At 74.9% G+C, this 25,029-nt stretch carries 20 protein-coding genes and 1 riboswitch; of the genes, 14 read left to right on the top strand and 6 right to left on the bottom strand.

Annotated elements, in window-relative coordinates:
• Nucleotides 1-61: 61 nt before the first annotated feature.
• Nucleotides 62-2,530, top strand: a complete 2,469-nt coding sequence (locus tag GA0070623_RS10740; RefSeq protein WP_067302674.1) for an FtsK/SpoIIIE family DNA translocase — start codon at nucleotides 62-64, stop codon at nucleotides 2,528-2,530.
• Nucleotides 2,531-2,650: 120 nt separating this feature from the next.
• On the opposite strand, the gene GA0070623_RS10735 is transcribed toward GA0070623_RS10740, so the two are convergent.
• A complete protein-coding gene (locus GA0070623_RS10735) occupies nucleotides 2,651-2,896 on the bottom strand; it encodes a hypothetical protein (protein ID WP_067302756.1) in 246 nt (81 codons plus the stop codon).
• Between the two features lie 162 nt (nucleotides 2,897-3,058).
• Here GA0070623_RS10735 and GA0070623_RS10730 point away from each other — a divergent pair, with 162 nt between their 5' ends.
• Complete coding sequence (locus GA0070623_RS10730) at nucleotides 3,059-3,586, top strand: DinB family protein (protein ID WP_067302677.1); 528 nt, start codon at nucleotides 3,059-3,061, stop codon at nucleotides 3,584-3,586.
• An 85-nt stretch (nucleotides 3,587-3,671) separates the two neighbouring features.
• On the opposite strand, the gene GA0070623_RS10725 is transcribed toward GA0070623_RS10730, so the two are convergent.
• Nucleotides 3,672-3,986, bottom strand: a complete 315-nt coding sequence (locus GA0070623_RS10725) for a DMT family transporter (RefSeq protein WP_067302680.1) — start codon at nucleotides 3,984-3,986, stop codon at nucleotides 3,672-3,674.
• Between the two features lie 56 nt (nucleotides 3,987-4,042).
• Nucleotides 4,043-4,109, bottom strand: a riboswitch (guanidine-III (ykkC-III) riboswitch).
• 90 nt (nucleotides 4,110-4,199) lie between these two features.
• Here GA0070623_RS10725 and GA0070623_RS10720 point away from each other — a divergent pair.
• From GA0070623_RS10720 to pspM, 11 genes are all read left to right on the top strand, one after another.
• Complete coding sequence (locus GA0070623_RS10720) at nucleotides 4,200-5,123, top strand: ornithine cyclodeaminase family protein (RefSeq protein ID WP_067302683.1); 924 nt, start codon at nucleotides 4,200-4,202, stop codon at nucleotides 5,121-5,123.
• Nucleotides 5,124-5,334: 211 nt separating this feature from the next.
• Nucleotides 5,335-6,873 carry a 30S ribosomal protein S12 methylthiotransferase RimO gene (gene rimO / locus GA0070623_RS10715; protein ID WP_231932745.1) on the top strand — a complete coding sequence of 513 codons (1,539 nt, stop codon included), beginning with the start codon at nucleotides 5,335-5,337 and terminating at the stop codon, nucleotides 6,871-6,873.
• 77 nt (nucleotides 6,874-6,950) lie between these two features.
• On the top strand, nucleotides 6,951-7,538 hold the full coding sequence (gene pgsA, locus GA0070623_RS10710) for a CDP-diacylglycerol--glycerol-3-phosphate 3-phosphatidyltransferase (protein ID WP_067302686.1): 588 nt from the start codon (nucleotides 6,951-6,953) through the stop codon (nucleotides 7,536-7,538).
• A 251-nt stretch (nucleotides 7,539-7,789) separates the two neighbouring features.
• Entirely contained in the window at nucleotides 7,790-10,981 is a 3,192-nt protein-coding gene (locus tag GA0070623_RS10705; RefSeq protein WP_157517452.1) for a hypothetical protein, read from the top strand.
• Nucleotides 10,982-11,179: 198 nt separating this feature from the next.
• Entirely contained in the window at nucleotides 11,180-11,641 is a 462-nt protein-coding gene (locus GA0070623_RS10700) for a hypothetical protein (RefSeq protein WP_089004003.1), read from the top strand.
• A 47-nt stretch (nucleotides 11,642-11,688) separates the two neighbouring features.
• The gene (locus GA0070623_RS10695) at nucleotides 11,689-13,845 is read left to right on the top strand and encodes a GAF domain-containing sensor histidine kinase (RefSeq protein ID WP_231932744.1); all 2,157 of its coding nucleotides are present in this window, start codon (nucleotides 11,689-11,691) and stop codon (nucleotides 13,843-13,845) included.
• Nucleotides 13,842-14,507 carry a response regulator gene (locus GA0070623_RS10690; RefSeq protein WP_067302697.1) on the top strand — a complete coding sequence of 222 codons (666 nt, stop codon included), beginning with the start codon at nucleotides 13,842-13,844 and terminating at the stop codon, nucleotides 14,505-14,507. The genes GA0070623_RS10695 and GA0070623_RS10690 overlap by 4 nt, the downstream gene beginning before the upstream one ends.
• A 199-nt stretch (nucleotides 14,508-14,706) precedes the next feature.
• Complete coding sequence (locus tag GA0070623_RS10685; protein WP_067302763.1) at nucleotides 14,707-15,297, top strand: CinA family protein; 591 nt, start codon at nucleotides 14,707-14,709, stop codon at nucleotides 15,295-15,297.
• Between the two features lie 165 nt (nucleotides 15,298-15,462).
• On the top strand, nucleotides 15,463-15,909 hold the full coding sequence (locus GA0070623_RS10680; protein WP_067302700.1) for a helix-turn-helix domain-containing protein: 447 nt from the start codon (nucleotides 15,463-15,465) through the stop codon (nucleotides 15,907-15,909).
• A gap of 183 nt (nucleotides 15,910-16,092) precedes the next feature.
• Entirely contained in the window at nucleotides 16,093-16,965 is an 873-nt protein-coding gene (locus GA0070623_RS10675; RefSeq protein WP_067302703.1) for a PspA/IM30 family protein, read from the top strand.
• Between the two features lie 23 nt (nucleotides 16,966-16,988).
• Nucleotides 16,989-17,777, top strand: a complete 789-nt coding sequence (gene pspM / locus GA0070623_RS10670; protein WP_067302706.1) for a phage shock envelope stress response protein PspM — start codon at nucleotides 16,989-16,991, stop codon at nucleotides 17,775-17,777.
• Between the two features lie 7 nt (nucleotides 17,778-17,784).
• On the opposite strand, the gene GA0070623_RS10665 is transcribed toward pspM, so the two are convergent.
• Both GA0070623_RS10665 and GA0070623_RS10660 read right to left on the bottom strand, forming a co-directional pair.
• On the bottom strand, nucleotides 17,785-21,396 hold the full coding sequence (locus GA0070623_RS10665) for a hypothetical protein (protein WP_067302710.1): 3,612 nt from the start codon (nucleotides 21,394-21,396) through the stop codon (nucleotides 17,785-17,787).
• A gap of 204 nt (nucleotides 21,397-21,600) precedes the next feature.
• The gene (locus GA0070623_RS10660; RefSeq protein ID WP_067302713.1) at nucleotides 21,601-22,410 is read right to left on the bottom strand and encodes a zinc finger domain-containing protein; all 810 of its coding nucleotides are present in this window, start codon (nucleotides 22,408-22,410) and stop codon (nucleotides 21,601-21,603) included.
• Between the two features lie 108 nt (nucleotides 22,411-22,518).
• Between GA0070623_RS10660 and GA0070623_RS10655 the strand changes: the two genes are divergently transcribed.
• A complete protein-coding gene (locus GA0070623_RS10655) occupies nucleotides 22,519-23,853 on the top strand; it encodes a hypothetical protein (RefSeq protein WP_089004002.1) in 1,335 nt (444 codons plus the stop codon).
• 74 nt (nucleotides 23,854-23,927) lie between these two features.
• On the opposite strand, the gene GA0070623_RS10650 is transcribed toward GA0070623_RS10655, so the two are convergent.
• Nucleotides 23,928-24,170 carry a CPCC family cysteine-rich protein gene (locus GA0070623_RS10650; RefSeq protein ID WP_084261072.1) on the bottom strand — a complete coding sequence of 81 codons (243 nt, stop codon included), beginning with the start codon at nucleotides 24,168-24,170 and terminating at the stop codon, nucleotides 23,928-23,930.
• Nucleotides 24,171-24,212: 42 nt separating this feature from the next.
• Nucleotides 24,213-25,007, bottom strand: a complete 795-nt coding sequence (locus tag GA0070623_RS10645; protein WP_067302716.1) for an SAM hydrolase/SAM-dependent halogenase family protein — start codon at nucleotides 25,005-25,007, stop codon at nucleotides 24,213-24,215.
• Between the last annotated feature and the right edge of the window lie 22 nt (nucleotides 25,008-25,029).

Genomic DNA, 25,029 nt, shown 5'->3' with positions numbered 1-25,029 from the left:
GACGCGCGGACACGACCCGGAAAAGCGGCGATCTGCCGGGTGACGCCGTTACGGTGACTCTATGGCGGGCCGTACCTCTCAGGCGAGCCGGCGGCGCGGCGCGTCGCCGCGTGGCACCACGAACAGTCGTGCCCGTCAGCCGGCGAAGAAGACCACCCGGGCGACCCCCCGGCGGCGGCCGGCGGCCCGGCCCGCTCCGGCGGCGTACGTCGGGCGGGCCGTCGGGGCACTGTGGATGGGGTTGGCGCACGGTGTCGGCTGGGGCTTCCGGGCCGCCGGCCGGCAGGCCGCCTCCGCCCGGGACCTGGACCCGGAGCACCGCCGCGACGGCGCCGGGCTGCTGCTGTTCGGCCTGGCCATCCTCAGCGCGGTGGGCATCTGGTTCTCCGGCGCGGGCCCGCTCGGCGCCCGCCTCGCCGACACCGTGCGGCTCTTCCTGGGGGCGATCGCGGTCGTGGTGCCGGTGCTGCTGATGATCGGCGCCTGGCGGCTGATGCGTACCCCGTCGGACCCGGAGCACCGGGGGCGGGGCCTGGTCGGCTGGGGCTCCATGCTGGTCGCCACGGCGGCGATGCTGCACATCGGACAGAATCCGGTCGACCCGGTGCAGCGGGACTACGCCGGTGGCCTGATCGGCGCGGGGGTCGGTGACCTGCTGGAGCGGGCGATGACGGCCTGGGTGGCCATGCCCCTGCTGATCCTGCTGCTCGTCTTCGGGCTGCTGGTGGTCACCGCCACCCCGATCAACCGGATCCCGGAACGGCTCGGCCTGCTCGCCGGCACGCTGGTCGCCCCGCCCGACGCCCCGGCGGAGGAGGTTGCGGAGCCGGCGGAGACCGTCGCCAAGCCGGCCCGTCGCCGGCCCCGCAAGGCCGCGCCGCCGCCGGTCGACCCGGACGACTTCGACGACGTCGGCCCGGAGGTGGACCTCCAGGAGACGATCGTGCTGCCCCGCCGGCCGGGGAGCCGGGTGCCGGCCAGCCGCAAGCCGGTGGAGCCGCCCGAGCACTCGGCCCCGCCCACCCGGGCCGAGCAGCTCGCGCTGACCGGGCTCGCCGGCGACTACGTGCTGCCGCCGGCCAACATGCTCACCGGCGGCGCGGCCCCGAAGACCCGCAGCAAGGCCAACGACGAGGTGATCGCCGCGCTGACCGGCGTCTTCGACCAGTTCGGGGTGGACGCGGAGGTCACCGGCTTCACCCGGGGACCGACCGTCACCCGGTACGAGGTCGAGCTGGGGCACGGGGTCAAGGTCGAGCGGATCACCCAGCTCTCCCGCAACATCGCGTACGCGGTGAAGTCGCCGGACGTGCGGATCCTCAGCCCCATCCCGGGCAAGAGCGCGGTCGGCGTGGAGATCCCCAACACCGACCCGGAGAACGTCGCCCTCGGTGACGTGCTGCGCTCCCGGGCCGCCACCAGCGACCACCACCCGATGGTGGTGGCCCTCGGCAAGGACATCGAGGGTGGCTTCGTGGTGGCCAACCTCGCCAAGATGCCGCACATCCTGATCGCCGGGGCCACCGGCGCCGGCAAGTCGAGCTGCCTCAACACCCTGCTGGTGTCGATCCTGACCCGGGCCACGCCGGACGAGGTGCGGCTGCTGCTGATCGACCCCAAGCGGGTCGAGATGACCGGGTACGAGGGCATCCCGCACCTGGTCACCCCGATCGTGACCAACGCCAAGAAGGCGGCCGACTCGCTGGAGTGGGTCGTCCGCGAGATGGACATGCGGTACGACGACCTCGCCGCCAACGGGGTCCGGCACATCGACGACTTCAACCGCAAGGTGCGCAACGGCGAGATCAAGGCTCCGCCGGGCAGCGAGCGGGAGATGCGGCCGTACCCGTACCTGCTGGTGATCGTGGACGAGCTGGCCGACCTGATGATGGTCGCCCCGCGCGACGTGGAGGACTCGGTCGTCCGGATCACCCAGCTGGCCCGCGCCGCCGGCATCCACCTGGTGCTGGCCACCCAGCGGCCGAGCGTCGACGTGGTGACCGGCCTGATCAAGGCGAACGTGCCGTCCCGGCTGGCGTTCGCCACCTCGTCGCTGGCCGACTCCCGGGTCATCCTCGACCAGCCGGGCGCGGAGAAGCTGCTCGGCCGGGGCGACGGGCTGTTCCTGCCGATGGGCGCGTCGAAGCCGGTCCGGATCCAGGGCGCCTGGGTGACCGAGCGCGAGATCGCCGACGTGGTGAAGTTCTGCAAGGACCAGCGGGAGCCGGAGTTCCGTAACGACGTGCTGGCCCCGGCACAGGACAGCAAGAAGAAGATCGACGAGGACATCGGCGACGACCTCGACCTGTTGGTGCAGGCGGTGGAGCTGGTGGTCACCTCGCAGTTCGGCTCGACCTCGATGCTCCAGCGCAAGCTGCGGGTCGGCTTCGCCAAGGCGGGCCGGCTGATGGACCTGATGGAGACCCGGGGGGTGGTCGGCCCGTCCGAGGGTTCCAAGGCCCGCGACGTGCTGGTCAAGCCGGACGAGTTGGAAGAGGTCCTGGACGGCCTGCGCGGCGACGTGGACTGAGCCTGCGGGGGTGCGCCGGTCGGGGCTGGCCCCCGATGCCGGTCGGGCCGTACCCCTGGCCGGGCCGGAACGTGCGACGGGCCCGCCGGAAGTCCGGCGGGCCCGTCCGCGCAGGCGTGGTCAGCTGTTCATCATGGCGCTGACGAGCACGAGGCTGAGGATGATGGCGGCCACGTTCGCGGCGGCCGCGTACCAGCCGAGCGGCTTGTCGCCGAGGACCGCGCCGACGATGCCGAGCGCCAGGCCGATGATGCCGAAGATGACCGGCGCGATCAGCAGCGCGACGACGGCGAAGACGAACGCCAGGATGGTGCAGATGCGGGCGGCGTTGGTACGCGGGCGGGCGGGGGCGTGGGTGTCGGCCATGACGTCCTCCGTGGTCGGGAGCATTGAGTGCGGTGTTGATCGCTCACTACCCACACCGGACGAAAACTACGCACCGGGCGGCGACCTCCCACCGCGTGCCTGTCGGCGTCGGCCCGGGAATTCCGGTCGATCCGGGGCCTGCCGGTGTGGCAGGGTCATCCGATGCCGGCATCCCGTGGTGACCTGTTGCGTGCGCAGTTCGAGCTGACCTGGGCGCTGTTCAGATACCACCTGGAACGCCTGGAGCCGGCGGACCTGCTCTGGGAGCCCGGGCCGCTCTGCTGGACGATGCGCCCGGATGCCGACGGCGGGTGGGTGCCGGACTGGGCCGACGTCGAGCCCGACCCGGTTCCCGTCCCGACGATCGGCTGGATCACCTGGCACATCGGCTGGTGGTGGACGGTCGCTGGCGACCATGCCCGGGGTCGTCGGCCGCGGGAGCGTACCGAGATCGGCTGGCCCGGCGACCGGGACCGGACGGTGGCGTGGCTGGGTGACCTGCGTACCACCTGGTTGGCGGTGCTCGACCAGCTCAGCGACGTCGACCTCGACGCGACCGCGTCGTTCCCGTGGCGGGACGACCCGGCGTACACCGTCGCCCACCAGGTCGCCTGGGTGAACGCCGAGCTGATGAAGAACGTCGCCGAGATCGGCCAGCTCCGGTTGCTGCGGCAGGCGAGCCGGTCCTGACCCGTCGGGCGGTGGCTGGGGGCGCGCCGGGCAGCCGGGCCCGGTCGTTCACCGGCAGCCGGCCCGGCCGCGTCCACGGGCCGGCTCAGTGGAAGATCTTGAGGCCGACCACGCCGGCGATCACCAGTAGCAGGCTGAGCAGCCGGGGCAGGCTCGTCGACTCGCCCAGCGCCACCATGCCGACCACGGCGGTGCCGACCGCCCCGATGCCGACCCAGACCGCGTAGCCGGTGCCGACGGGGATGTCGCGCAGCGCGTACGCCAGGCCGGCCATGCTGGCGACCAGGGTGACCGCGAAGACGGCCGAGGGCAGCGGCCGGGTGAACCCGGCGCTGCGGTCGAGGGAGACCGCCCAGGCGGTTTCCAGGAGTCCGGAGAGCACCAGCACGATCCAGGCCATCGGGCATCACCTCGGTGGGTCGGTCCCGGGCCGCGACCGGGGACGAGTCGGTTCGGTACGGGGCGTCTTGGCCTGACCGGGTACGCCCACGACTCGTCCGGGGTGGCCGCGCGGGCCACCACGACCGACGCTAGCACCGCCGGCTGCCCGGGTGGGGTGATCCCTCCCACCACCTCTTGAGCTGAAGTCAGCTTGAGGTTGCAGCATGACGACATGACGCTGCTCTTCGACGACCGGCAGGTCGCCGCCGCCCTGGACGCACCGACCACCGTCGCGGCGATGCGGGACGCCCTGCTGGCCGCCCACGCCGGCCGGCTCGTCGCCCCACCCCGGGCGTCCGCACCCCTGGCGGGCGGCCGGATGGTGCTCACCGCCGGGCAGCTCGCCGACGAGTGGTACGGCTTCCGCTCCTACGACACCCTCGGCCACCCGGCCGGCGGGCAGCTGGTGGTGCTGCACGACGCCCGGACGGGGGCGGTACGGGCCATCGCCGTCGGCGCTGAGCTGGGCTCCCGGCGTACCGGCGGGCTGGGCGCGGTGGCCGTCGACGCGCTGGCCCGCCCGGAAGCCGCCACCATGGGTGTGATCGGCTCGGGCGGGCAGGCGTGGACGCAGGTGTGGGCGACCGCCGCCGTCCGGCCGCTGCGCGAGGTGACAGTGCACAGCCGCTCGACGGCCCGCCGGGAGGCGTTCGCCGCCCGGGTCCGCGCCGAGCTGGGGATCCCCGCCCGCGCCGTCGGCTCGGCCGCCGGGGCGGTCCGCGACCGGGACGTGGTGGTCCTCGCCACCACCAGCGTCACCCCGGTGCTGGCCGCCGCCGATCTCGCCCCCGGCACCCACGTCAACACCGTCGGCTTCAAGCAGGTGCACCGGCACGAGTTCGGCACCGACCTGCTCGACGCCGCCGACCTGCTGGTCACCGACTCGCCGGCCCAGGCGGCGGCGTACGACCCGCCGCTGTTGACCGCCGTCGGGCCGTACCGGGGGAGGCTGCGGGACCTGGGGGCGGTGCTGGCCGGCGCGGTCCCCGGCCGGACCGGCGCGGACCAGGTGTCGGTGTTCTGCTCCACCGGGCTGGCCGGCACCGAGGTCGCCCTGCTGGACCGGCTGGTCCGGGTCGGTGCGGCGGCGGTCTGACCGTCGTCGCGGTGTGTGGGGCGCGACGGTTCGCCGGTCACCGGAACCGCCCAGCGGGTGCGCCACGATCAGATTGCGGTGGCAGCGAGTGTTCCCGGCGTGTCGTGTGCATTTTCGTCATTTGATCAACGACGGGCCGGGCGGCAGGGTGAACCGGCCGACACCGCGCGCTGCCGTCGGTCAGGCCCGCTCCCGCGCCCGGTACCCTCGGATGGTGTCTGCCACCCCCACGCCCGACCATGCCGGCCCGTCCCGCCGCGCCCCGGAGCAGCCGCCCGCCGACGGCCGCCGGGTCGCCCTGCTGACCCTGGGCTGCGCCCGCAACGAGGTCGACTCGGAGGAGCTGGCCGCCCGGCTGCACGCCGACGGCTGGCAGGTCACCACCGACGGCGAGGGCGCCGACGTGGTGGTCGTCAACACCTGCGGGTTCGTGGAGAAGGCCAAGCAGGACTCGATCCAGACGCTGCTCGCCGCCGCCGACACCGGGGCGAAGGTGGTCGCCGCCGGCTGCATGGCCGAGCGGTACGGCCGGGAGCTGGCCGACAGCCTCCCCGAGGCGCAGGCGGTGCTCAGCTTCGACGACTACCCCGACATCGCCGCCCGGCTCGACGCGGTGCTGGCCGGCGAGGCGATCGGCGCGCACACCCCCCGGGACCGCCGCGAGCTGCTGCCGCTCACCCCGGTCGCCCGGCGGGAGTCGGCGGTGTCCCTGCCCGGCCACGGCACCCCCACCCGGGTCGCGCCGGAGACCGACGCGCACACCCCGGCACACCTGCGGCAGGTGCTGCGCCGCCGGCTCGACAGCGGCCCGGTGGCCTCGCTGAAGCTGGCCAGCGGCTGCGACCGGCGGTGCGCGTTCTGCGCCATCCCCGCGTTCCGGGGCGCGTTCGTCTCGCGTACCCCCGACGAGCTGCTCGCCGAGGCAGAGTGGCTGGCCAAGACCGGCGTCCGCGAGCTGGTGCTGGTCAGTGAGAACTCCACGTCGTACGGCAAGGACCTGGGCGACCCCCGGGCGCTGGAGAAGCTGCTGCCGCAGCTCGCCGCGATCGACGGCATCGTCCGGGTACGGGCCAGCTACCTCCAGCCCGCCGAGACCCGTCCCGGCCTGGTCGAGGCGATCGCCACCACCCCCGGCGTGGCCGCCTACTTCGACCTGTCGTTCCAGCACTCCAGCGAGCCGGTGCTGCGCCGGATGCGCCGGTTCGGCTCCACCGACCGGTTCCTGGAGCTGCTGGCCGGTGCCCGCGCCCTGGCCCCGGAGGCGGGCGCGCGGAGCAACTTCATCGTCGGATTCCCCGGCGAGACCAAGCAGGACGTGGCCGAGCTGACCCGCTTCCTGACCGAGGCGCGGCTCGACGCGATCGGCGTGTTCGACTACAGCGACGAGGACGGCACCGAGGCCGCCGGGCTGCCCGGCAAGCTCTCCGCCGCCACCGTCAAGCGCCGCTACGACCGGCTCGCCGCGCTCGCCGACGAGCTGTGCTCGCAGCGGGCCGAGGAGCGGCTCGGCAGCACGGTCGAGGTGCTGGTCGACACGGTCGACGACGGCGTGGTGGAGGGCCGGGCGGCGCACCAGGCCCCCGAGGTCGACGGCTCGACCACCCTGGTCGCCCCGGTCGGCGGCGGGGTCGACCTGGCCGCGTTGCGCCCCGGCGACCTGGTCCGGGCCACGGTCACCGCGACCGAGGGCGTCGACCTGGTGGCCGTGCCGGATGAGATGATCTCGGCGGCGCCCGGCGCGGAACGGTGACGGTGGGCCCGGACGGAGCGGGGGAGCCAGGTGGGGCGGTGCCAGGTGGGCCTCGACGGCCGGAGCGGGGTCCGGCGGTGACCGGGGCGGCGGAGTCCGCGCCGCCGGTCGCCCGGGTGCCGGTGCTCAACGCGGCCAACGGCCTGACCCTGCTGCGGCTGGTGCTGGTGCCGGTCTTCGCGGTCTCGGTGACCGCCTCCGGGATGACCCACACCGGGTGGCGGATCGCCGCCTGCCTGATCTTCGCGTTCGCCTCGATGACCGATCTGGTGGACGGCTGGATCGCCCGCCGCTTCGGCCTGGTCACCTCGGTCGGCAAGGTGGCCGACCCGATCGCCGACAAGGCGCTCACCGGCGCGGCCCTGGTGCTGCTCTCCGTCTACGACCGGCTGCCCTGGTGGGTGACGGTGCTGATCCTCGTCCGCGAGCTGGGCATCACCGGGCTGCGGTTCTGGGTGATCCGGCACGGGGTGATCGCGGCCAGCCGGGGCGGCAAGCTCAAGACGGCGTTGCAGATCCTGGCCATCGCCTGGTACCTGTGGCCGATGCCGGCCGCCCTCGCCGCCGTCGGTCCCTGGATCATGGCCGCCGCCGTGCTGGTCACCGTGGTCACCGGCTTCGACTACGTCGCCCAGGCCCTGCGCCTGCGCCGCCCCCGTCCCTGACCGGGGCTTCCCACCGTCACCGCCCGACCGGGCGTCCCGTCGTCACCGCCTGACCGGGAGGCGTCCCGCCATTGTCTCGGTGCCCGCGCCGGAATCCCGGGGCGGGTGGGACGGCTGTCCCTGCCGGCCGGGACACCGCGCCCCGCAGAGTCGTCACCGCACCGGCCCCTGTGGTCCGGTGCGGCGTCGGCCCGGTCGGGTCGACGTCCGGCGACGGCGGGCGGTGCGCGCCCGGTGCGGGAGGAACAGCGGTGGGGACAGCGACGAGACAGATCCGGGGACGCTCCCGGGGCGGTGGGTGGCGTGGCCGACGGCTGTGGGCGGCCGGCCTGACGGCGGTGCTGGCGGTCACCATGCACCAGACCCCGGCCCGTGCCGCCGACCCGGTGCCCTTCGACGAGCAGGCGGTGCACGGGGCACTGTTCGGGGCGGTGGTGCAACTGCGCGACGCCGGGGCGGCCGGTCTGAAGGACGCCCTGCTCACCGCCGAGCTGCTGGACTGGCGCACCGGCCAGCCGGGAGCGGACGCGACGCAGGTGGCCGGGCACGTCGCCACCACCCGGGCGGTCGCCGACGCGGCGGTCGGTGACGCACGGGCCGAGGACCGCTCCCGGTTCGCGGTGGCGATGGCGGTGCTGGCCCGGCTCGGCGACTCCACCGGCGCGGTGACCACCGGCCCGGCGGTACGGGCGTTCCTGGCCAGCACGGTCGGCGCGGAGGGCGCGAACGTGGTGCCGGACGCGCTGAACCTGGTCCGGGGCGGTTACCAGGACGCGGCGTGGAACGCCCGTTCCCGGGACCTGGCCCAGGACACCTGGCGGGAGCTGCACCGGCGGGCCGCCACCGACGACGCGTTGGCGGCCGGCTGGGACAGCGCCTTCGTCGGACGGACCGGCACCGGGGTGCGTACCCCGGTCGACGGGTTGCTGGCCGCCCGGATCCACGAGCCGCGCGCCGACGGCAACACCGGCACCCTCGGCCACTACGTGCCGCTGGCGGCGATCCGCGACCTGCGCGGCGACCCGACCGCCTTCCGGACGCTGGTGCAGGAGCGGGCGTACGCCGCCCTGAAGGTGCTCGACACCGACGGCAACAGCCGGATCACCGAGGTGGTCGGCTACGCCAACAGCTACCCGCTCAACCAGGACCCGAAGCCGAGCCAGACCCTGGTCGACGCGGAGAAGGCGAAGACCGAGGTCAACCGCAAGATCTTCGAGGGTCTCGGCTCCACCGTCACGGTGCTGTCCACCCTGGTCGGCTTCGTCGACAAGAAGTTCGGCAAGCAACTGGAGACCATCGGCAAGGCCGTGGTGACCTCGGTGACCGCGATCAACACGTACGTGACGACGGTGCTCGGCCAGGGGCTGACCATGGCCGCGACGGCGATGGGCACGGCGGTGCTGACCGGCAACCTGCTCGGCGCGGCGGTGAGCCTGATCGGGCTCTTCGCCGGTGGCGGTGACCCGAACGCCGCGATCCAGGCGGAGATCGGCAAGCTGCGCCAGCAGATCGACCGGCTGGCCAAGGGCATCGACAAGCGGTTCGACCGGATCGAGTCGGCGCTCAAGGAGATGTACGCCGGGCTGGTCGCCCAGCTCGACGCGCTCACCAAGGGCCTCGACGAGGTACGCGCCAACCTCGGCCGGATCGCCACCCAGTTGCAGACCATCGAGCGCAAGGTCGACTCGATGGCGCTCGCCACCCACGTGGCCCTGGAGAACATCGCCAAGAGCCAGCTCAACCAGGTGATCACCACGTACGTGCACCACCGGGAGATCACCGGGCAGCCGATCCCGGACTACCTGGGCACCTACTTCCCGAAGGCCGAGTCGCCGACCTTCACCTTCGCCACCGTCAACGCCTCCGACGAGGGCACCTTCACCGCTCCGGCCGGCGCCAGCCTGGCCGACCCGGTCAGTGTGCTCGACACCCACCTGCCGGCCGGCTCGATCAACTACCTCGGTCGGTGGGCCAGGGACCGGGTCGGTGGCGAGTGGACCATCGGCCCGGTCGCCAACGCCGCCGCCTGGACCACCGCCGCCCGGGTCTACAACATCCTGCAACTGGAGAACCCGCAGTTCGCCGGCCAGGTCGCCGCCGGCCGGGGGGAGGCCGTGACGCAGGCCGGGCGGACCGTCAACGAGCGGGTCCGGCAGTTCAGCCAACCCACGGCCGACGGTCGTACCAACCCGCTGTTCACCGCGCTGATGGCCGACTACCGTACGGCGGTCGCCGGCTGGAACGCCCAGGTGGAGAACGTCCGCAGGGCGGTGGTCTGGAACGGCAGCGACACCCTGCCGGTGCACGACATGTGGGGCAGTCCGGACCAGGAACTCCCGGCGGCGAACCGGATTCCCGAGGCCGAGTCGATCGGCGGGTGCGGCGCGAGCCGGGTCAGCCGGCCCACCCCCTCGACGGTGCGTCGGAGCAACCTGCCCAACGCCTTCCACCTGGCCCACCACGCCATGCCGCCGGGGCACGCACCGGCGTTCTCCACCTGCTACGACGCGAACTTCGTCAACATCGAGGAGCACGAGGGCCCCCGGTTCGTGACCACCACCGGCGATCTCCAGATCACCCTGCGGTCGCGGGTCAGGTGGGCCGGCGGGGACTGGCAGGAGGTGCAGAACACCACCCGGACGTTCCCGGTCGGCACGATCTGCTCGTGGGACGTCCGGTCCCCGATCCCGCAGGGCTACTGCCACGACGAGAACAAGTACCTCACCGAGCGGTGGGCCGGGACGTACAAGCCGGCGTTCGAGTCGACGGCGGTCCCGGTCGACGCGACCCAGGCGACGACCGCCCGCACCAAGGCCGCCGCGATGCTCTCCGGCCGGCAGAAGTACTTCTACCGGGTGATGCGGGCCGGCACCGGGCCGAACCCGCCGAGCGGCGACACCTGGGAGGTGTCCCGGGTGCTGTGGCAGAAGGGCAAGGCCGTCGCGGACGCGTTGCGGCTGTTGCAGGCGTACACCGAACTGGGCTGGGGGACCGCGCTGGAGCTCGACGACAGCCTCGCCGGCCTGCTCCTCGGAGGCAACGGGCTGCCCGCCGACTACACCCGGCCGCGCAGCGACGCCGACCAGTCGGCCCACCAGCACCTGCGCAACGCGATGACGCAGGCGGTGGCCAACTACGCCGACTGCGTGCAGACGTTCGACTGGAACCCGTGCGACGGGGACCGGTCGGGCTTCGACCCGCTGCGCGACCAGGGCCAGTACGGTGCCGGCTGCGCCCAGGCCACCATGCCGGACAAGCCGCGTGACCCGCTGAGCGCCTGCCTGGCCGGTGCGGCGTACGTGCGGGTCGGGCAGCTCGGCGAGCGGTACGACCACTGGTCGGCCCGGATCCGCTCCGGCGGGCACGTCGAGGGGCTGCCGGAGGTCACGGCGACGATCGACATGACCCGGGCGACCACGGTGGGCGTGCACCCGGCGGGCTGACGCCGATCCGTCCCGCCGGCCCGGGACATCCGCCCCGGGCCGGCGGGACAGCCGACGGACGACGATGGTCCGACCGTTCACCGCCGACCACCGGCCCACCCGGCGGTGCCACTGTGGACGATCCACCACCTACGCTGCGGCGGGACGGGTGCCGGGAGACCGGACCCGCCGTCCGCGCACGGCATCCGAGGAGTGACCATGACGCTGACCGCCGGCGACGACCGACGGATCCTGTTGATCGCCACCAACGACACGTTCTGCCACGTCTACCAGAACCTGGCCGACCTGCTGGCGACCGCCGACCACGGCGAGAAGCTCGCCGGGGCGGTCGAGTTCTTCGACGTCACCGGGCGCCGGCTGCACCCGGTCTTCTCCGCCGACTGGCGGCTGGAGGCGTTGGAGGCCGGCACCGGCCCGGCGGTGCCGGACGTCGTCCGGCAGCGGCTGACCACGGTGGTCGCGCACGTGACGCAGTACGTCCACGACCATCCGGACGTGCTCGTCCGGTCCCGGATCCCGCTGGAGCGGGCGCTGTCCGAGCTGCCCCGCCTCGACGACCCGGACCTCTCCGAGGTCATCGGCGCCCTGCCGGAACACCTCGAGCACGACTCCGGGAACTGGCTGCACAACGCCATGCACGCCGCCGGCTGGGCGGACTGAACCGACACCCGCCCCGACCACCGACGACCACCCCGGGAGGGCCTGCCGTGCCGTCGACCATCGCCGTGCTGTCCGCCCCGCGCCGGGTCCTGGCCGGGGTGGGCCTGGTCGTCGCCGTGCTCGTCCTGGTCGGGCAGTGGCGGGATCCGTACCCGGCGGCGGCCGGGCCGGCGGCGTTGACCGGCGCGATCGCCGTCTCGTTCACCGCCCTCGGGGGTCTGGTGCTCGCCGGGCTGCCCGGCCACCCGGTAGGCCGGCTGATGCTGGCGGCCGGTCTCGTCGCGGGCACGACGGTGCTGGCGCTGAGCTGGTCGGCGGTCACCCCGCTGGCGTGGCTGAGCCAGTGGCTCTGGTGGCCGCCGTACGGCCTGGTCTTCCTGGCCCTGCTGGTCTTCCCGGACGGCCGGCTGCCGGGTCGGCGCTGGCGGCCGGTCGCCGTCGGGCTGGTGGTCACCACGTCGGTGGTGGCCGTGGCGTTGGCGGTGGCCGCCACCAGCGACCCCCGGGGCCTGCTGCTGTCCGCCACCCCGGCCGCCGACCCGACCGCCCGGCTGCTGGTCCGCCTCGCCCTGCTGACCGTCGCGGTGGAGCTGCTGCTGGTGGTCGCCGTGCTCGGGTCGCTGGCCCGCCGGTGGCGGCGGGCCGTCGGCGAGGTCCGGCAGCAGCTCGCCTGCCTGCTGGCCGCCGGTACGCTGTTCCTGCTCGGCCTCCTGCTGGACTGGCTCGGCCTCTCCGGCGCGTGGTTGCTGATGGTGATCGCGATTCCGGGCGCGATGACCCTGGCGGTGCTCCGCTACCGGCTCTACGGCCTGGAACAGGTGATCAACCGCACCCTGGTCTGGCTGGTGATGAGCCTGCTGGTGATCGCCGCCTTCGTCGGGGTGGTCGCCCTGCTGCGGGACCTCGTGCTGCGCGGGGACACCTCGAACGCGTCCCTGGTGGCGACCGGCCTGATCGCGGTGACCTTCGAGCCGCTGCGGCACCGGGTGCAGCGCGGGGTGAACCGGCTGCTCTACGGCGACCGCGACGAGCCGTACGCGGTGCTGGCCCGGCTCGGTGACCTGTTGGAGCGGACGGTGCAGCCGCAGGCGGTGCTGCCGTTGCTCACCGGCACCATCGCCCGTTCGCTCCAGGTGCCGTACGTGGCGGTGGAACTCGGCGGGGAGGACGTCGACGAGGGGCACCCCGGACGGGTACACGCGGCGTACGGTCGGGCCACCACCTCGCTGGAACGCTTCGACATGGTCACCCACGGGGAGCGGGTGGGTCGTCTGGTGGTGGCCCACCGGGCGGCCGGCACCCGGTTCACCCCGGTCGAGCGGCGGCTGCTCGGCGACGTCGCGATGCACGCCTCGGTGGCCGCCGCGACCGCCCGGCTGATCGGCGACCTGCGGGACTCCCGGGAACGGCTGGTGACGGCCCGGGAGGAGGAGCGCCGTCGGCTGCGCCGGGACCTGCACGACGGTCTCGGTCCGACCCTCGCCGGCATGTCCATGCAGGTACGCGCGGCCCGCAAGATCGTCGCCGCCGACCCCGACCGGTTGACCCGCATCCTCGACGGGCTCGCCGACGACCTGCTCACCTGCACCGGCGAGGTACGCCAACTGGTCGACCAGCTCCGGCCGGCGGCCCTGGACCGGGGGCTGGAGTCGGCGTTGCGGGCCGAGTGCCAGCGCTTCGACGGCCCGGCCCTGGCCGTCCGGCTGAGCGTGCCGGACGCCCTGCACCGGCTGCCGGCCGCCGTCGAGGTCGCGGCGTACCGGATCGTCGGCGAGGCGCTGGCCAACACCGCCCGGCACGCCGGGGCGACCTGCTGCGACGTGGTGGTGCGCCGGGGCCGGGCGCTGGTCGTCGAGGTGTCCGACGACGGCACCGGCATCGTCGCCCGCCGGCCGGGCGGGGTCGGCCTGGACTCGATCCGGGAGCGGGCCACCGAGCTGGGTGGCGACTGCGAGTTCGTCGCCCGCGCCCCGCACGGCACCCTGGTCCGGGTCCGGCTCCCCCTCCCGCCCACCCCCGGCCCGCCCACCCCCGCCCCGCCCACCCCCGGCCCGCCCGCTTCCGGTGATCAAGAGGTTTGCGTCAGGATCCGGCCGGAGGATGACGCCAAGCTCTTGATCACCGGGGGTTCCCGGAACCCGGCGGGGGGCGTGGCGGGTGGGGGTCGTGTGGAGGAAGACGCTGCGGGAGGGGGAGGGCATTGACCGGAGGGGCGACGCGCGGCGGGGCGGTCCGGGTGCTGATCGTGGACGACCACCCGGTGGTCCGCCGTGGCCTGCGGACCATGTTGGAGGGCGAGGCCTGGGTCGACGGCGTGCTGGAGGCCGCGACCTGCGCCGAGGCGGTCGGCATCGCGGCGACCGAGCCGGTGGGGGTGGTCGCGATGGACGTGGCGCTGCCGGACGGCGACGGCGTGGAGGCGACCCGGCGGATCGTGCAGGCCCGACCGGAGATCCGGGTGCTGATGGTGACCATGGCCGACGACGAGGACGTGGTCGGCCGGTCGCTGCGGGCCGGTGCCCGGGGCTACGTGCTCAAGGACACCGACCCGGACGTGATCGTCGACGCGTTGCGCACGGTGGCCGGTGGCGGGCTCGTCCTCGGCCCCCGGGTCGGTCCGCAGGTGCTGACCAGCCTGCGTCGTCAGCCGGTCGAGCTGCCGCCCCCGTTCGACCGGCTCACCCCCCGGGAGCGGGACATCCTGCGCCGGCTGGCCGGTGGGGACACCAACGCCCGGATCGCCCGGCACCTCGGGCTCAGTGAGAAGACGGTCCGTAACCAGCTCTCGGCCGTCTTCGCCAAGCTCGGCGTCGCCGACCGGGTGCAGGCCGCCCTGCTCGCCCGGGACGTCGGGCTCACCGGCTGACCGCCCTGCCGGCCGGGAACGTCGGCCACCCCGCTGACCACCCTGCCGGCCGGGAACGTCGGCCACCCCGCTGACCGCCCGTCGCGGACGCCGGCTGGCCGTCCCCCGGGTGGGGACGCCGGCTGGTCGCCCCCCGGCGGCGGCCGGACCGGCGGCCCGGAAGATGAGTAGCGGGGTGACCCGGGGGAAGGAGGACGGCATGGGGACCGGTACGGAACACGGGCCGACGGCGGGCAGCCCGACGGTGGGTAGCCCGGCGGCGGGCGTGGTGCACAGCCTGCACGAGCGGCGGCAGACCCTGGCCACCGTCGAGTCCCTGACCGGTGGCCTGCTGGCCGCCGCGATCGTGGAGATCGCCGGGGTCAGCGCCGTCTACCGGGGTGGACTCGTGACGTACGCCACGGAGTTGAAGGCGCGGCTGGCCGACGTACCCGAGGATCTGCTGGACGAACGCGGACCGGTCGATCCGGACGTGGCCGTCGCCCTCGCCGAGGGGGGCCGGCGGCGTTGCGCCGCCGACTGGGGGCTGGCCACCACCGGGGTCGCCGGTCCCGAGCCGCAGGACGGCCGACCGGTCGGCCTGGTCTATGTCGCGGTGGCTGGGCCGGGCGGCCCGGTGGTCCGTCGGCTGGACCTCGACGGGGGCCGCGACCGCATCCGGGCGACCGCGGTGACCGAGGCGTTGCGCCTGCTCGCGGAGCGGATTCACGGGTCCTTCCCGGCGGTCGGCCCCGCCCCGCGCCCCGGGCCGCCGGCCGACGCCCCGCCGACCGGCACCCGGCGGCGCTGACCGGCCCTGCCCGGATCCGACAGGCGGGGCGGGATGTCGCCGGGCCGACCAACGGGTACGGTTGCGGGAAGGCTCCGGCGTACGGTGTCGGCGGCGGCGCGGTCCACCGCGTCCGGCGCGGGCGATCAGCCGCCCGGAGAGTAGATCCCGTCAGGGGGAGGTGCGATGGTCCTGTTACGCCGGGTGATCGGTGACGCACTTCGCGCGCGACGCCAGGGTCAGCACCGCACCCTGCGCGAGGTCTCCACCGCCGCCAACGTCAGCCTCGGCTACCTGTCCGAGATCGAACGCGGCCAGAAGGAGCCCTCCAGCGAGCTGCTCGCCGCCATCTGTGACGCGCTCGGTGCCCGGCTGTCCGAGCTGCTGCGCGAGGTGAGCGACACCGTCGCGCTCGCCGAGCAGCTGCCGGGCGTGCTCATGCCGGTCCAGGACGAGCCGGTCGCCGCCGGGTCAGCCGCCGGTCCGGTGCGCAAGGCCACCGGCCGCGGGGTACGCCAGATGGCCACCGACGGCGCGGTCGCCGTCTCGGTGCGTCAGGACTCCCCGCTGAAGGCCACCCTGCGCAGCGCCCGGGTCCGTCCCAGCGACCGCGACGTGGTCTGCGCCGCCTGACCCGGGTCCGTCCCGTGGCCGGGCTGGCAGACGCCGCGTAGTGTTGATCGCAGGCCGCCGGGGCACCCCGCGGTACGAACGGCCCTGCTGGCGTCCGGCTGCGACGATGGGGGCGCGCCGTGCGGCCCGTCCGGCCCCGGTGTGGCCGAGGCGCAGCGACGCTACTGAGGGGATACCGCGGAGATGGCGAACCCGTTCGTCAAGGGCTGGAAGTACCTGATGGCGCTCTTCGGTGCCAAGATCGATGAGCACGCCGATCCGAAGGTGCAGATCCAGCAGGCCATCGAGGACGCGCAGCGTCAGCACCAGACGCTGGTCCAACAGGCGGCGGCGGTGATCGGCAACCAGCGTCAGCTGGAGATGAAGCTCTCCCGGCAGATGACCGAGGTCGAGCGGCTCCAGGGCAACGCCCGACAGGCGCTGGTCCTCGCCGACCAGGCCCGGGCCAAGGGCGACGAGGCCGAGGCCGGTCGCTACGAGCAGTCCGCCCAGGTGCTGGCCACCCAGCTGGTCTCCGCCGAGCAGGCCACCGAGGACCTGAAGACCCTGCACGACCAGGCGCTCGGTGCCGCCGCCCAGGCCCGGCGGGCGGTCGAGAACAACTCCATGATCCTCCAGCAGAAACTCGCCGAGCGGACCAAGCTGCTCAGCCAGCTCGAACAGGCCAAGATGCAGGAGAGCGTCGCCCGCTCCCTGGAGTCGATGTCCTCGCTGACCGCGCCCACCAACACCCCCTCGTTGGACGAGGTGCGCGACCGCATCGAGCGCCGCTACGCCAACGCGATGGGTCGGGCCGAGCTGGCCGGCAACTCCGTCGAGGGACGGATGCTGGAGATCCAGAAGTCGACGCTGGACAGCGCCGGGTCGTCCCGGCTGGAGCAGATCAGGGCCAGCATGGCCGGCGACCAGCTCGGTGGCCGGCAGGAGCAGCCGGCGGTGCAGCAGCAGGCCCAGCCCGCCGCGTCGACGGCCGACCCGGCCGCCGCCGCCCGGCTGGACGAGATCCGGGCCAGCATGGGCCGCGACCGCGGCGTGGGGGACAGCACCGCCGGCTGAGCGGCCGGCACGAGGAGGTACGGGTGGCCGACGAGCGAACGCGACACTTCCGTCGACTGGGCAGGCTGCGGCGTTCCGCCCGCCGGTGGAGCGTACTGGCCGGCGGGCTCACCGGCGCGGCGGCGGTGCTGACCCCGTACGCGGGACTGGGGTTGCCCGACGCCGCCTGGGCCGGTGCCGCCGGCAGCGCCGTCGCGCTGGCCGCCTGGCGCTGGATCGACCTGCGGGCGTTCGCCGCCCGCCCGGTTCCTCCCGCCCTCGACCCGGCCGAGGTCGCCGCCCGCTCCCGGGCCCGGCTGGTCGCGGCCGTCGAACGGCTCCCGGTCGGTCCCGGCGTGCTGGCCGAGGCCCGCCGGTTCCGTTCCCGGTTCGCGTTGCGGGGCACCTCCGCCGCCGAGTCCTGGGCCCGGCTGGACCGGGCCGCGCTCACCCTGGCCGGGATCGCGCCCCGGCTGACCGGTCTGGCCGAGCCGGCGGTGCTGGAGGCCGCTGCCGCCGACCGCTCGCTGCGGGACCTGGCCGACCGGACGGCCGGCGTGGAACGCGCCCTGCGGCTCGCCCCGGCCGAGGCCCGCCCCCGGCTCGCCGAGGCGCACCGGGCGCTGCGCGACCAGCTGGTCGCCGGGGTGACCGCCTACGAGGGGCTGGTCGCCGCCGCCGCCGGTTACGTCGCCGAGGACGCCCACCCGGAGATCGTCGCCGACCCGGCGGCGACCCGGCTGATGGAGGCGACCGACCTGCTGCACGGGGTCGCCGCCGCCCTGGCCGAGCTGCGCACCGTCGGCGAACCCCTGCGTACCCCCACCCGCTGAGCCGGTCTCAGCGGGGCGTGCTGACCGGCACCGGGACGGTCCACGGCGAACTGCCCACCACGTTGACCGAGCGGACCCGGTAGTGGTAGGTGACGCCCCGGGCCAGGCCTGTGTTGGTGAAGACCCGGCCGGTCACGGTGAAACTGGTCAGCTCCCGGCAGAACTGCGGATCCACCGCGCGCTGCACCACGAACCCGGCCCCCGGCCCCGGCGGGACGCCCGCTGCCCAGCTCAACGACACCGTCGCGGTGTCCGAGGCGGGGACGCCGACCGTCGCCACGAGCCCGGTCGGCGGACCCGGTAGGGGCGGGGTGACCACCGTGGCCACGGTCGACCACGGGGAGGCCGCACCGAGATACGTCGTCCGGACCCGGTAGTAGTAGGTGGTGTCCGGAGCCACCGCGGCGTCGACATGGTGGTCGCAGACCGGGACGGCGGTGGTGCCCGGCCCGCTGGTGAAGGTCGGGTTGGTGGCCCGCTGCACGTCCAGGCCGGTGGCGAAGGAGCGGTTCACCCAGCGCAACGCCACCCGTAGCGGCACCGCCGCCGGCACCGTCGCGGCCAGCCCGTCCGGTGCGGGCAGCCGTACCGAAGCCGGGCTGCTGTTCGACCAGGCCGAGCAGCCGGCGGCGTTCTCGGCCCGGATCCGATAGTGGTAGGTGACACCGGGGGTGATGGTGGCGTCGGTGTAGCGGATCGCCGTCGCCGCCACGGTGATCGTGGTCAACCCGGCGGTGAAGGCGACGTCGGTGGCCCGCTGGAGCAGGTGGCTGGTGGCCGCCGGCCGGCTGCCGTTGCCCGTCCAGGCCAGGGCGATCGCCGGCAGCGCGGTGGCCGAGCCGGGCACCGGGGTCGCGGTCAGCCCGGTCGGCGCCCGGGGGGACACCCGCAGCACCAGGGGTCGGCTCATGCCCAGGTCCCGCAGCCCGGCCGCGCCGCTGGACCAGCGGAACTCCCAGCCCAGGTTGACCGGCTGGTTGACCACCGTCGCCGGCTGGCCGTCGCACGGGCTGACCGGGGTGGCGTCGAGCCGTACCCCGGCCGGGCGGGTCGGGTCGAGCAGCCGCAGGCTGTCGGCGACCTTGAACGGCAACGGCGGCACCTCGGGGCGCAGCGCCACCACCACGTCCTCGGCCGGGTTGACCCGGACGGTCTGCTTCCAGCCCCGCTCGCCGCCGTCCGGGGGGCGGACCGTGCCGTCGCCGCCGGTCCGGTTGACCACCTGCACGTCGCAGCCGTCGAAGCGGACCGGATGGGTCTGCCGGCCGGTGCCGCGGATCCGCCACAGCTCGATACCGTCGACGGGTTCCCCGGCCCCGACCGTCGGGTCGGCCGCGACGAGGATCTCGGTCGCCGGGTCCGCCGGGCCGAGCGGCAGGGTCCTCGGGCCGAGCGGTCCGGCGTTCGGGTGGGCCAGCCCGAGCCGGCCGGCCCGCCGCCCGTACTCCGGCTCGAAGACGGTGCCGACGGTCTTCACCCGGATCGGCAGGGTGACCGGCCCGGTGCCCCCCGGCGGGGTGACGGTGACCGAGGCGGCGTGCGCGGGGACGACCACGCCCCGGTGGGTGGTGGTGCCGAACGCCCGGTCGTACTCCGGCTGCGGCACGACCGGTGGCCGCTGGCTGGCCGCGTACGCGGCGGGCAGCCGGTCGGTCAGCCGGGCCAGGTCGTACCGCTCGGTGGGGGTGCCGGTGACCCGGAACTGGAGCACGGTACGGGTGTTCGGGCCGTAGCCGGGCAGGGTGACCGGGCCGCCCCCCTCGGCGCGCCGGTCCGGGGCGTCGGTGTGCCGGTCGTAGCGGGGATCGGAGCCGGGCAGCGGGGCCGGGCAGTCGTTGTAGAGCAGCACCGTCGCGCCGGGGGGCAGGGCGGAGAAGTCGACCAGCACGTCGGCCCGTTCCCCCGGGGCGAGCAGCAGCGCGGCCGAGTCCACGTTGAGCACGGTCGGGTCGCGGCGGTCGTACCGGTAGCCGACCGGGCGGTTCGGCACCACCACCGGGGCGGGGAGCAGCCCGCACTCGTTGCCGATCTGGATCATGGGCGGGCCGGCGGCGGCCGGGTCGGGCACCCCGCCGTCCCGCCCGTCGACCGGCCAGTCCGCCGGCCGTCCGGGAGCCCGTACGGCGGCCACCATCGGCACCTCGCCGGCGTCGGCGTCGGCGAGGCTCCCGTCGGCCCGCCACATCGGCCCGTCCGAGCGGGCCCGGTAGAGCTGGAGGTTGAGGGCGCGGTCGGCGCAGCCGTTGACGATCCGGAACCGGTACGTCGTCGGCCGCACCCGCAGGTACGGGTAGGCGACCCCGTTGACCAGCATGGTGTCCCCGTACGCCTCGGGCACGGCGCTCGGGTGCGGCACCCCGGGGATGCGGGGCGGCTCCTGCGGGGCGGCGACCGGATCGTGGTGCGGGTTGTCGACCGGGCCGACCCGTGGCCCGTCCCGCCCCTCGCCGCCGGGCAGCCAGGGGCCGTAGTCCCAGCGTCCGGTGGGGTTCCGCCCGGAGTCCCGGTGCGGGTCCTGCCGGGGCTGGTAGACGTGCGGGTGCCACAGGGCGCCCCGGGTGCCCCAGCGGTCCCGGTCCCAGGTGGGGTCCTCGGCGGCGAGCTGGGCGTCGTCCGGGACGAAGGTCCGGTCCTGGATCACCAGCGGGATCTGCCCGGCGGGGAGCACCCCGTCGGCGACCAGGTCCTCCTCGGCCGGGTCGGTGAGCAGGTAGAGGGCGAACTGACCGGACAGGACGGTCAGCCGGGACAGCCCGACGGTGTTGTCCTGCAGGCACATCAGCCGGCCGCTCTGCGCGTTCGGGTAGTAGAGCGTGGTGGCGCCGGCCCCGGGCGGTGGCATGTCCGGCACGTGGGTCAGGCCCGGCCCGGTCGGGTACGGGGTGATCTCCCCGGCCGGGGTCACCCACTGCCACGGGTTGCCGGCGCTGATCCAGCCGGTGTGCGCCCCGGACAGCTGCGGCACCGCGCGGTTCTGCGGGTAGGGCGCCGGCCCGTCCAGCGGACCCGGCCCGGCACCCGGGAGGCTGGTGTCCACCGGCAGGAACAGGTCCCCGGCCGGGCCGGTGGGGAGCTGGTTGATGAACTTGATCCGGACCGGACGGTCCCGCCGCGCCATGATCAGCGGTCCCAGGTGGTAGGGCCGCTCCGGTGGGGCGACGGTGTTGTGCCCGTCCCGGTCGGTGCCCAGGTTGAGCTGGCGGTAGCCGCGCAGCCGGGTGGCGGGCAGGTCCCGGTGCAGCCGCTGGGTGTACTCGGCCAGCCCGATCTCGTAGTAGTCGCAGCCCGGCCAGCTCACCGTGTCCGGGGTGGCGACCGGCAGCCAGCCGCCCAGCTCGGTACGGACCGGGCCGGGCAGCGGGAGCGCGTCGACGAACTTGCGCAGGCCGGTGCCGGTGAGCACCCGGCCCTGCCGGTCGCGTACCGGCAGTGGGCTGCCGGCGAAGTTGGGCACCGGGCCGAAGCAGCGCGGCACGGCGGCCGGGTCCAGGCTCGCCGGGGCGGGACCGGACTCGCCGGTCCGGGCCGCCGGCACGGCGGGCCGGTCGGTGCGGTCGGGCGGGTCGGTGCGGACGACCCGGGTCGTCCAGGGCAGTCGTGGTCTGCGGAACAGGGCCATGGCTCTCCCCGGGCACGGGGACGCGCCGACCCCCACCCCGGCGTGGTGGACGGTCGCGTCCGGTGGTGACGAACGGTGAGCACTCCAATGCAGCATGCAACCTGGGTGGGCGGATAGGAATTACCCATTCGTCCGTGTCTGGCGGCTCGTCCCGCCAGCCGGGAGGGCGCGGCGCGGAAGTCGGCCCGCCCGTGGCGGCCGGACTCAGTGGGTCGCCGGGGGCGGCTGGCAGACCGGGCACCAGTAGGTGACCCGTTCGCCCAGCTCCTCCCGGCTGATGGCGGTGCCGCAGCGGCGGCACGGCTGCGCCCGCCGGCCGTAGACGTAGCTGGTCTGCCCCCGGCGCAGGGAACCGGTGGTGCTCTGGGTCCACCGGCCCCGGTTGGCGGCGAGCAGTCGCTGGGCCAGGGCCACCACGGCGGGCAGGTCGGGCACCGCGCCGACCGACGTCCACGGGGAGAGGCCGCGCAGGAACAGCAGCTCGCACTTGTAGAGGTTGCCCACTCCGGCCAGGTTGCGCTGGTCGAGCAGGGCCTCGCCGATGGTCACCCCGGGGGCGGCGGCCAGCCGGCGGACCGCCTCGTCCGGATCCCAGTCCGCGCCGAGCAGGTCGGGGCCGAGGTGCCCGAGCAGGCTCTCCTCTCCGGCGGTGGGGAGCAGGGCCAGCTCGTGCAGGTGGTAGCCGACGGCCACCGCCTCCGGGCTGCGCAGCACCACCCGGATCAGGTGCGCCGGCCGGGCGGTCCACCGTTCCCCCGGGGCGTACGCCCGCCAGACGCCGTCCATCCGCAGGTGGGAGTGGAGCGTCCAGGCGGCGGTGGGCGAGGCCTGCGGCGGTGCGGCCAGCCGGAGCAGGAGGTGTTTGCCCCGGCTGGCCGACTCGCGCACCGTCCAGCCGGTCAGGTCGGTGGTGGCGAGGGTGGGAATGCGGAAGTCGCTGCCGGTGAGCCGCACCCCGGCGAGCGCCCGGTGCAGGACGCGGGCGGTGTTCCAGACGGTGTCTCCTTCGGGCACCCCGGCATTCTCCCCCGTCCGAACAGAATTCGCATGTATCGCTATTTGTAGCGTGCTTCTCTCGATCTCCCAATAAATGCACTATGGGGGAGTTCTGAGGAGACTATTATGGCAGTTTGCCCCCGTCGTACCCCGTCGTCCCTGCTGGTCGGTCTGCTGGCCGTGACCCTGGCCGGCGCGCTCACCCCGACCACCGTGGCCGCCGCACCCCGCGCCCCCACCACCACCGACCTCTCCCGACCCGCCCTGGACCGGACCGCGCTGGACCGAGTCGCGCTCGACCGATCCGCGCTGGACCGGGCCGGGCCGTGGGCCGCCGGTGAGCGGTGGTCGGTCGACCTCGCGGTCGGCGGTGGCGACGACGTCAACGTCCGCACCGGTGCGGGCCTGCTGCGCCTGGCCGACACCCGACCCACCCGGCGGACCCGGCCCGCCGCGCTGGCCGCGCCGGTGGCCGAGGGGGCGCTGCTCGCCCCCGCACGCACCCTCGCCGGCCCGGCCAACCGGATCCACGCCGACCTCACCGCCGAGACACCCCCCGGCACCACCGCCCAGGTGCAGGTCCGGGGCGCGCGGGCCACCGGCTGGACGGAGTGGCGGGAGGCCGGCGGCGCTCCGGTCGTCTTCGACCGGCCGGTCACCCGGGTCCAGACCCGGGTGCTGCTCACCACCCGCGACCCGAAGGCCGCCGCCTCGGTACGCGCGGTCCGGCTCACCGCCGACACCGCCACCGTCGCGGCACCCGCCCCCGCCGCGGTCCGCAGCTACCGGGTCTTCGCCACCCGGGAGGGCGAGGTCGGCGGGGTGACCGCCAACGGCCGCACCATCCGACCCCGGGACCACTTCGTCGCCCTGCCCTCCCGGCGCGGGCTCTCCCCGCTCGACAGCGGCGACTACACCGTCCGGGTCTGCACCACCAGCGGCAGCCGCTGCGAGTACGCGCCGGTCTGGGACGTCGGCCCGTGGAACACCCGCGACGACTACTGGAACCCCGCCTCCGTCCGGGAGAACTGGAAGGACCTGCCGCAGGGGCGGCCCGAGGCCCAGGCCGCCTACCAGTACGGCTACAACGGCGGCAGGGACCAGTTCGGGCGCACCGTGCTCAACCCGGCCGGCATCGACCTCGCCGACGGCACCTTCTGGGACGGCCTGCTGCTGACCGACAACGCCTGGGTCGACGTGACCTACCTGTGGACCGGCAGCGGCCCGCGCGGCGTCGTCGGCTCCGGGCCGCTCAACATCCGCACCGGCCCCGGCACCTCGTACCCCACCCGGGGGCTCGCCGCCACACACGCCGACGTGCCGATCCAGTGCTACGTCAAGGGGCAGACGGTCGCCGGGACGTACCGGACCACCAACCGGTGGAACCGGCTGGCCGGCGGCCAGTACGTCAGCCACGCGTACGTCTCCGCCGTGTACGGCGGCACCGTGTCACCCTGCTGACCGGGCCGCCCGTCGCCGCACGGGACCGCCCCCGACCCCGGGGGCGACCCCGGCCGGTCGGGGGACGGCTCGGCTCAGGGCCGCTCGTCCGGGCGGGGCGGGCGGACCATGTCCTGGTAGCGGGGGTGGCTGGCGCCGTACACGGCGAAGTTCAGCCGGGCGTGGGTGAGGCTCAGCTCACCGTTCGCCCCGCCCCGCACCACGTCGGCATCGGCGTCGCCCTGGCCGTCATCGGTCCAGAAGCAGACCGGACAGGTGCCCCCACCCGTCCGGGACGCACAACAGGGACAGCCCACCGGAACCCACACTTCACCCACCGCAGCAGCATTCCACACCGGACGTCCGGCAGGGAGCGCAGCTCACCCCCTGATACGTCCCCGCACCGTGACGAGGGCGCCGGGGGCGACCCCGAGCAGGTCCACCGCCCGGCCGCCGTTGCGGGCCACCGCCACCAGGCCGGCGGAGTCGACGAGCACGAGCAGCTCACCGGCCGGCGCGTCACCGAACGTCCGGCCCCGTACCGCCGGACGGCCGGCGACCTCCACCACGTCGGGCAGCGACGTCAGCAGGTCGGCCCCGGCGGCGAGCTGCACGTTGCCGAAGTGGTCCACGGTGAGCACCTCGGCGGTGAACCCGTCCGCCTCCCGGCGCGACACCGGTGCGGGCAGGGTCACCAGGGTCGCCGGGTCGACCTGCGGCCCGGCATCGGCCGGCCGCCCGCCCAGGGCCAGCCGGGCGGCCACCGGGGCGAAGACGTCCCGGCCGTGGAAGGTGTCCGACACCTCGGCCGCCAGCCACCCCGGCGCGGTCAGCTCCACCGCCGAGGTGATCCCGCCCAGCGCCCGCGCCGCCGCCGGCAGCACCCCGTTGTCCGGCCCGACCAGCAGCCCGCCCGGCGTGACCAGCGCCACCGCCCGCCGCGCCGTGCCGACCCCCGGGTCCACCACCGCCACGTGCACCCCGTACGGCAGGTGCGGCACGGCCTGGGCGAGCACCGCCGCGCCCCGGCGGACGTCCCCCGGCGGCACCAGGTGGGTCACGTCGAGCACCCGCGCCGCCGGGGCGATCCGGCCGATCACCCCGTGGCAGACGGCCACGAAGCCGTCGGTGAGCCCGTAGTCGGTGGTCAGCGAGATCCAGGGGGTGGGGGTCATGCCGGCAGGCTAGTGCGGCGGG

Source organism: Micromonospora rifamycinica (assembly GCF_900090265.1).
GTDB lineage: Bacteria > Actinomycetota > Actinomycetes > Mycobacteriales > Micromonosporaceae > Micromonospora > Micromonospora rifamycinica.
This window is presented reverse-complemented; position numbering and strand designations above follow the sequence as displayed.

Bases quoted from the DNA above. Each gene is read 5' to 3' on its own strand.
- GA0070623_RS10740 (WP_067302674.1), top strand. From the start codon at position 62: ATGGCGGGCCGTACCTCTCAGGCGAGCCGGCGGCGCGGCGCGTCGCCG.
- GA0070623_RS10735 (WP_067302756.1), bottom strand. From the start codon at position 2,896: ATGGCCGACACCCACGCCCCCGCCCGCCCGCGTACCAACGCCGCCCGC.
- GA0070623_RS10730 (WP_067302677.1), top strand. From the start codon at position 3,059: ATGCCGGCATCCCGTGGTGACCTGTTGCGTGCGCAGTTCGAGCTGACC.
- GA0070623_RS10725 (WP_067302680.1), bottom strand. From the start codon at position 3,986: ATGGCCTGGATCGTGCTGGTGCTCTCCGGACTCCTGGAAACCGCCTGG.
- GA0070623_RS10720 (WP_067302683.1), top strand. From the start codon at position 4,200: ATGACGCTGCTCTTCGACGACCGGCAGGTCGCCGCCGCCCTGGACGCA.
- rimO (WP_231932745.1), top strand. From the start codon at position 5,335: ATGGTGTCTGCCACCCCCACGCCCGACCATGCCGGCCCGTCCCGCCGC.
- GA0070623_RS10700 (WP_089004003.1), top strand. From the start codon at position 11,180: ATGACGCTGACCGCCGGCGACGACCGACGGATCCTGTTGATCGCCACC.
- GA0070623_RS10685 (WP_067302763.1), top strand. From the start codon at position 14,707: ATGGGGACCGGTACGGAACACGGGCCGACGGCGGGCAGCCCGACGGTG.
- GA0070623_RS10680 (WP_067302700.1), top strand. From the start codon at position 15,463: ATGGTCCTGTTACGCCGGGTGATCGGTGACGCACTTCGCGCGCGACGC.
- GA0070623_RS10675 (WP_067302703.1), top strand. From the start codon at position 16,093: ATGGCGAACCCGTTCGTCAAGGGCTGGAAGTACCTGATGGCGCTCTTC.
- GA0070623_RS10665 (WP_067302710.1), bottom strand. From the start codon at position 21,396: ATGGCCCTGTTCCGCAGACCACGACTGCCCTGGACGACCCGGGTCGTC.
- GA0070623_RS10655 (WP_089004002.1), top strand. From the start codon at position 22,519: ATGGCAGTTTGCCCCCGTCGTACCCCGTCGTCCCTGCTGGTCGGTCTG.
- GA0070623_RS10645 (WP_067302716.1), bottom strand. From the start codon at position 25,007: ATGACCCCCACCCCCTGGATCTCGCTGACCACCGACTACGGGCTCACC.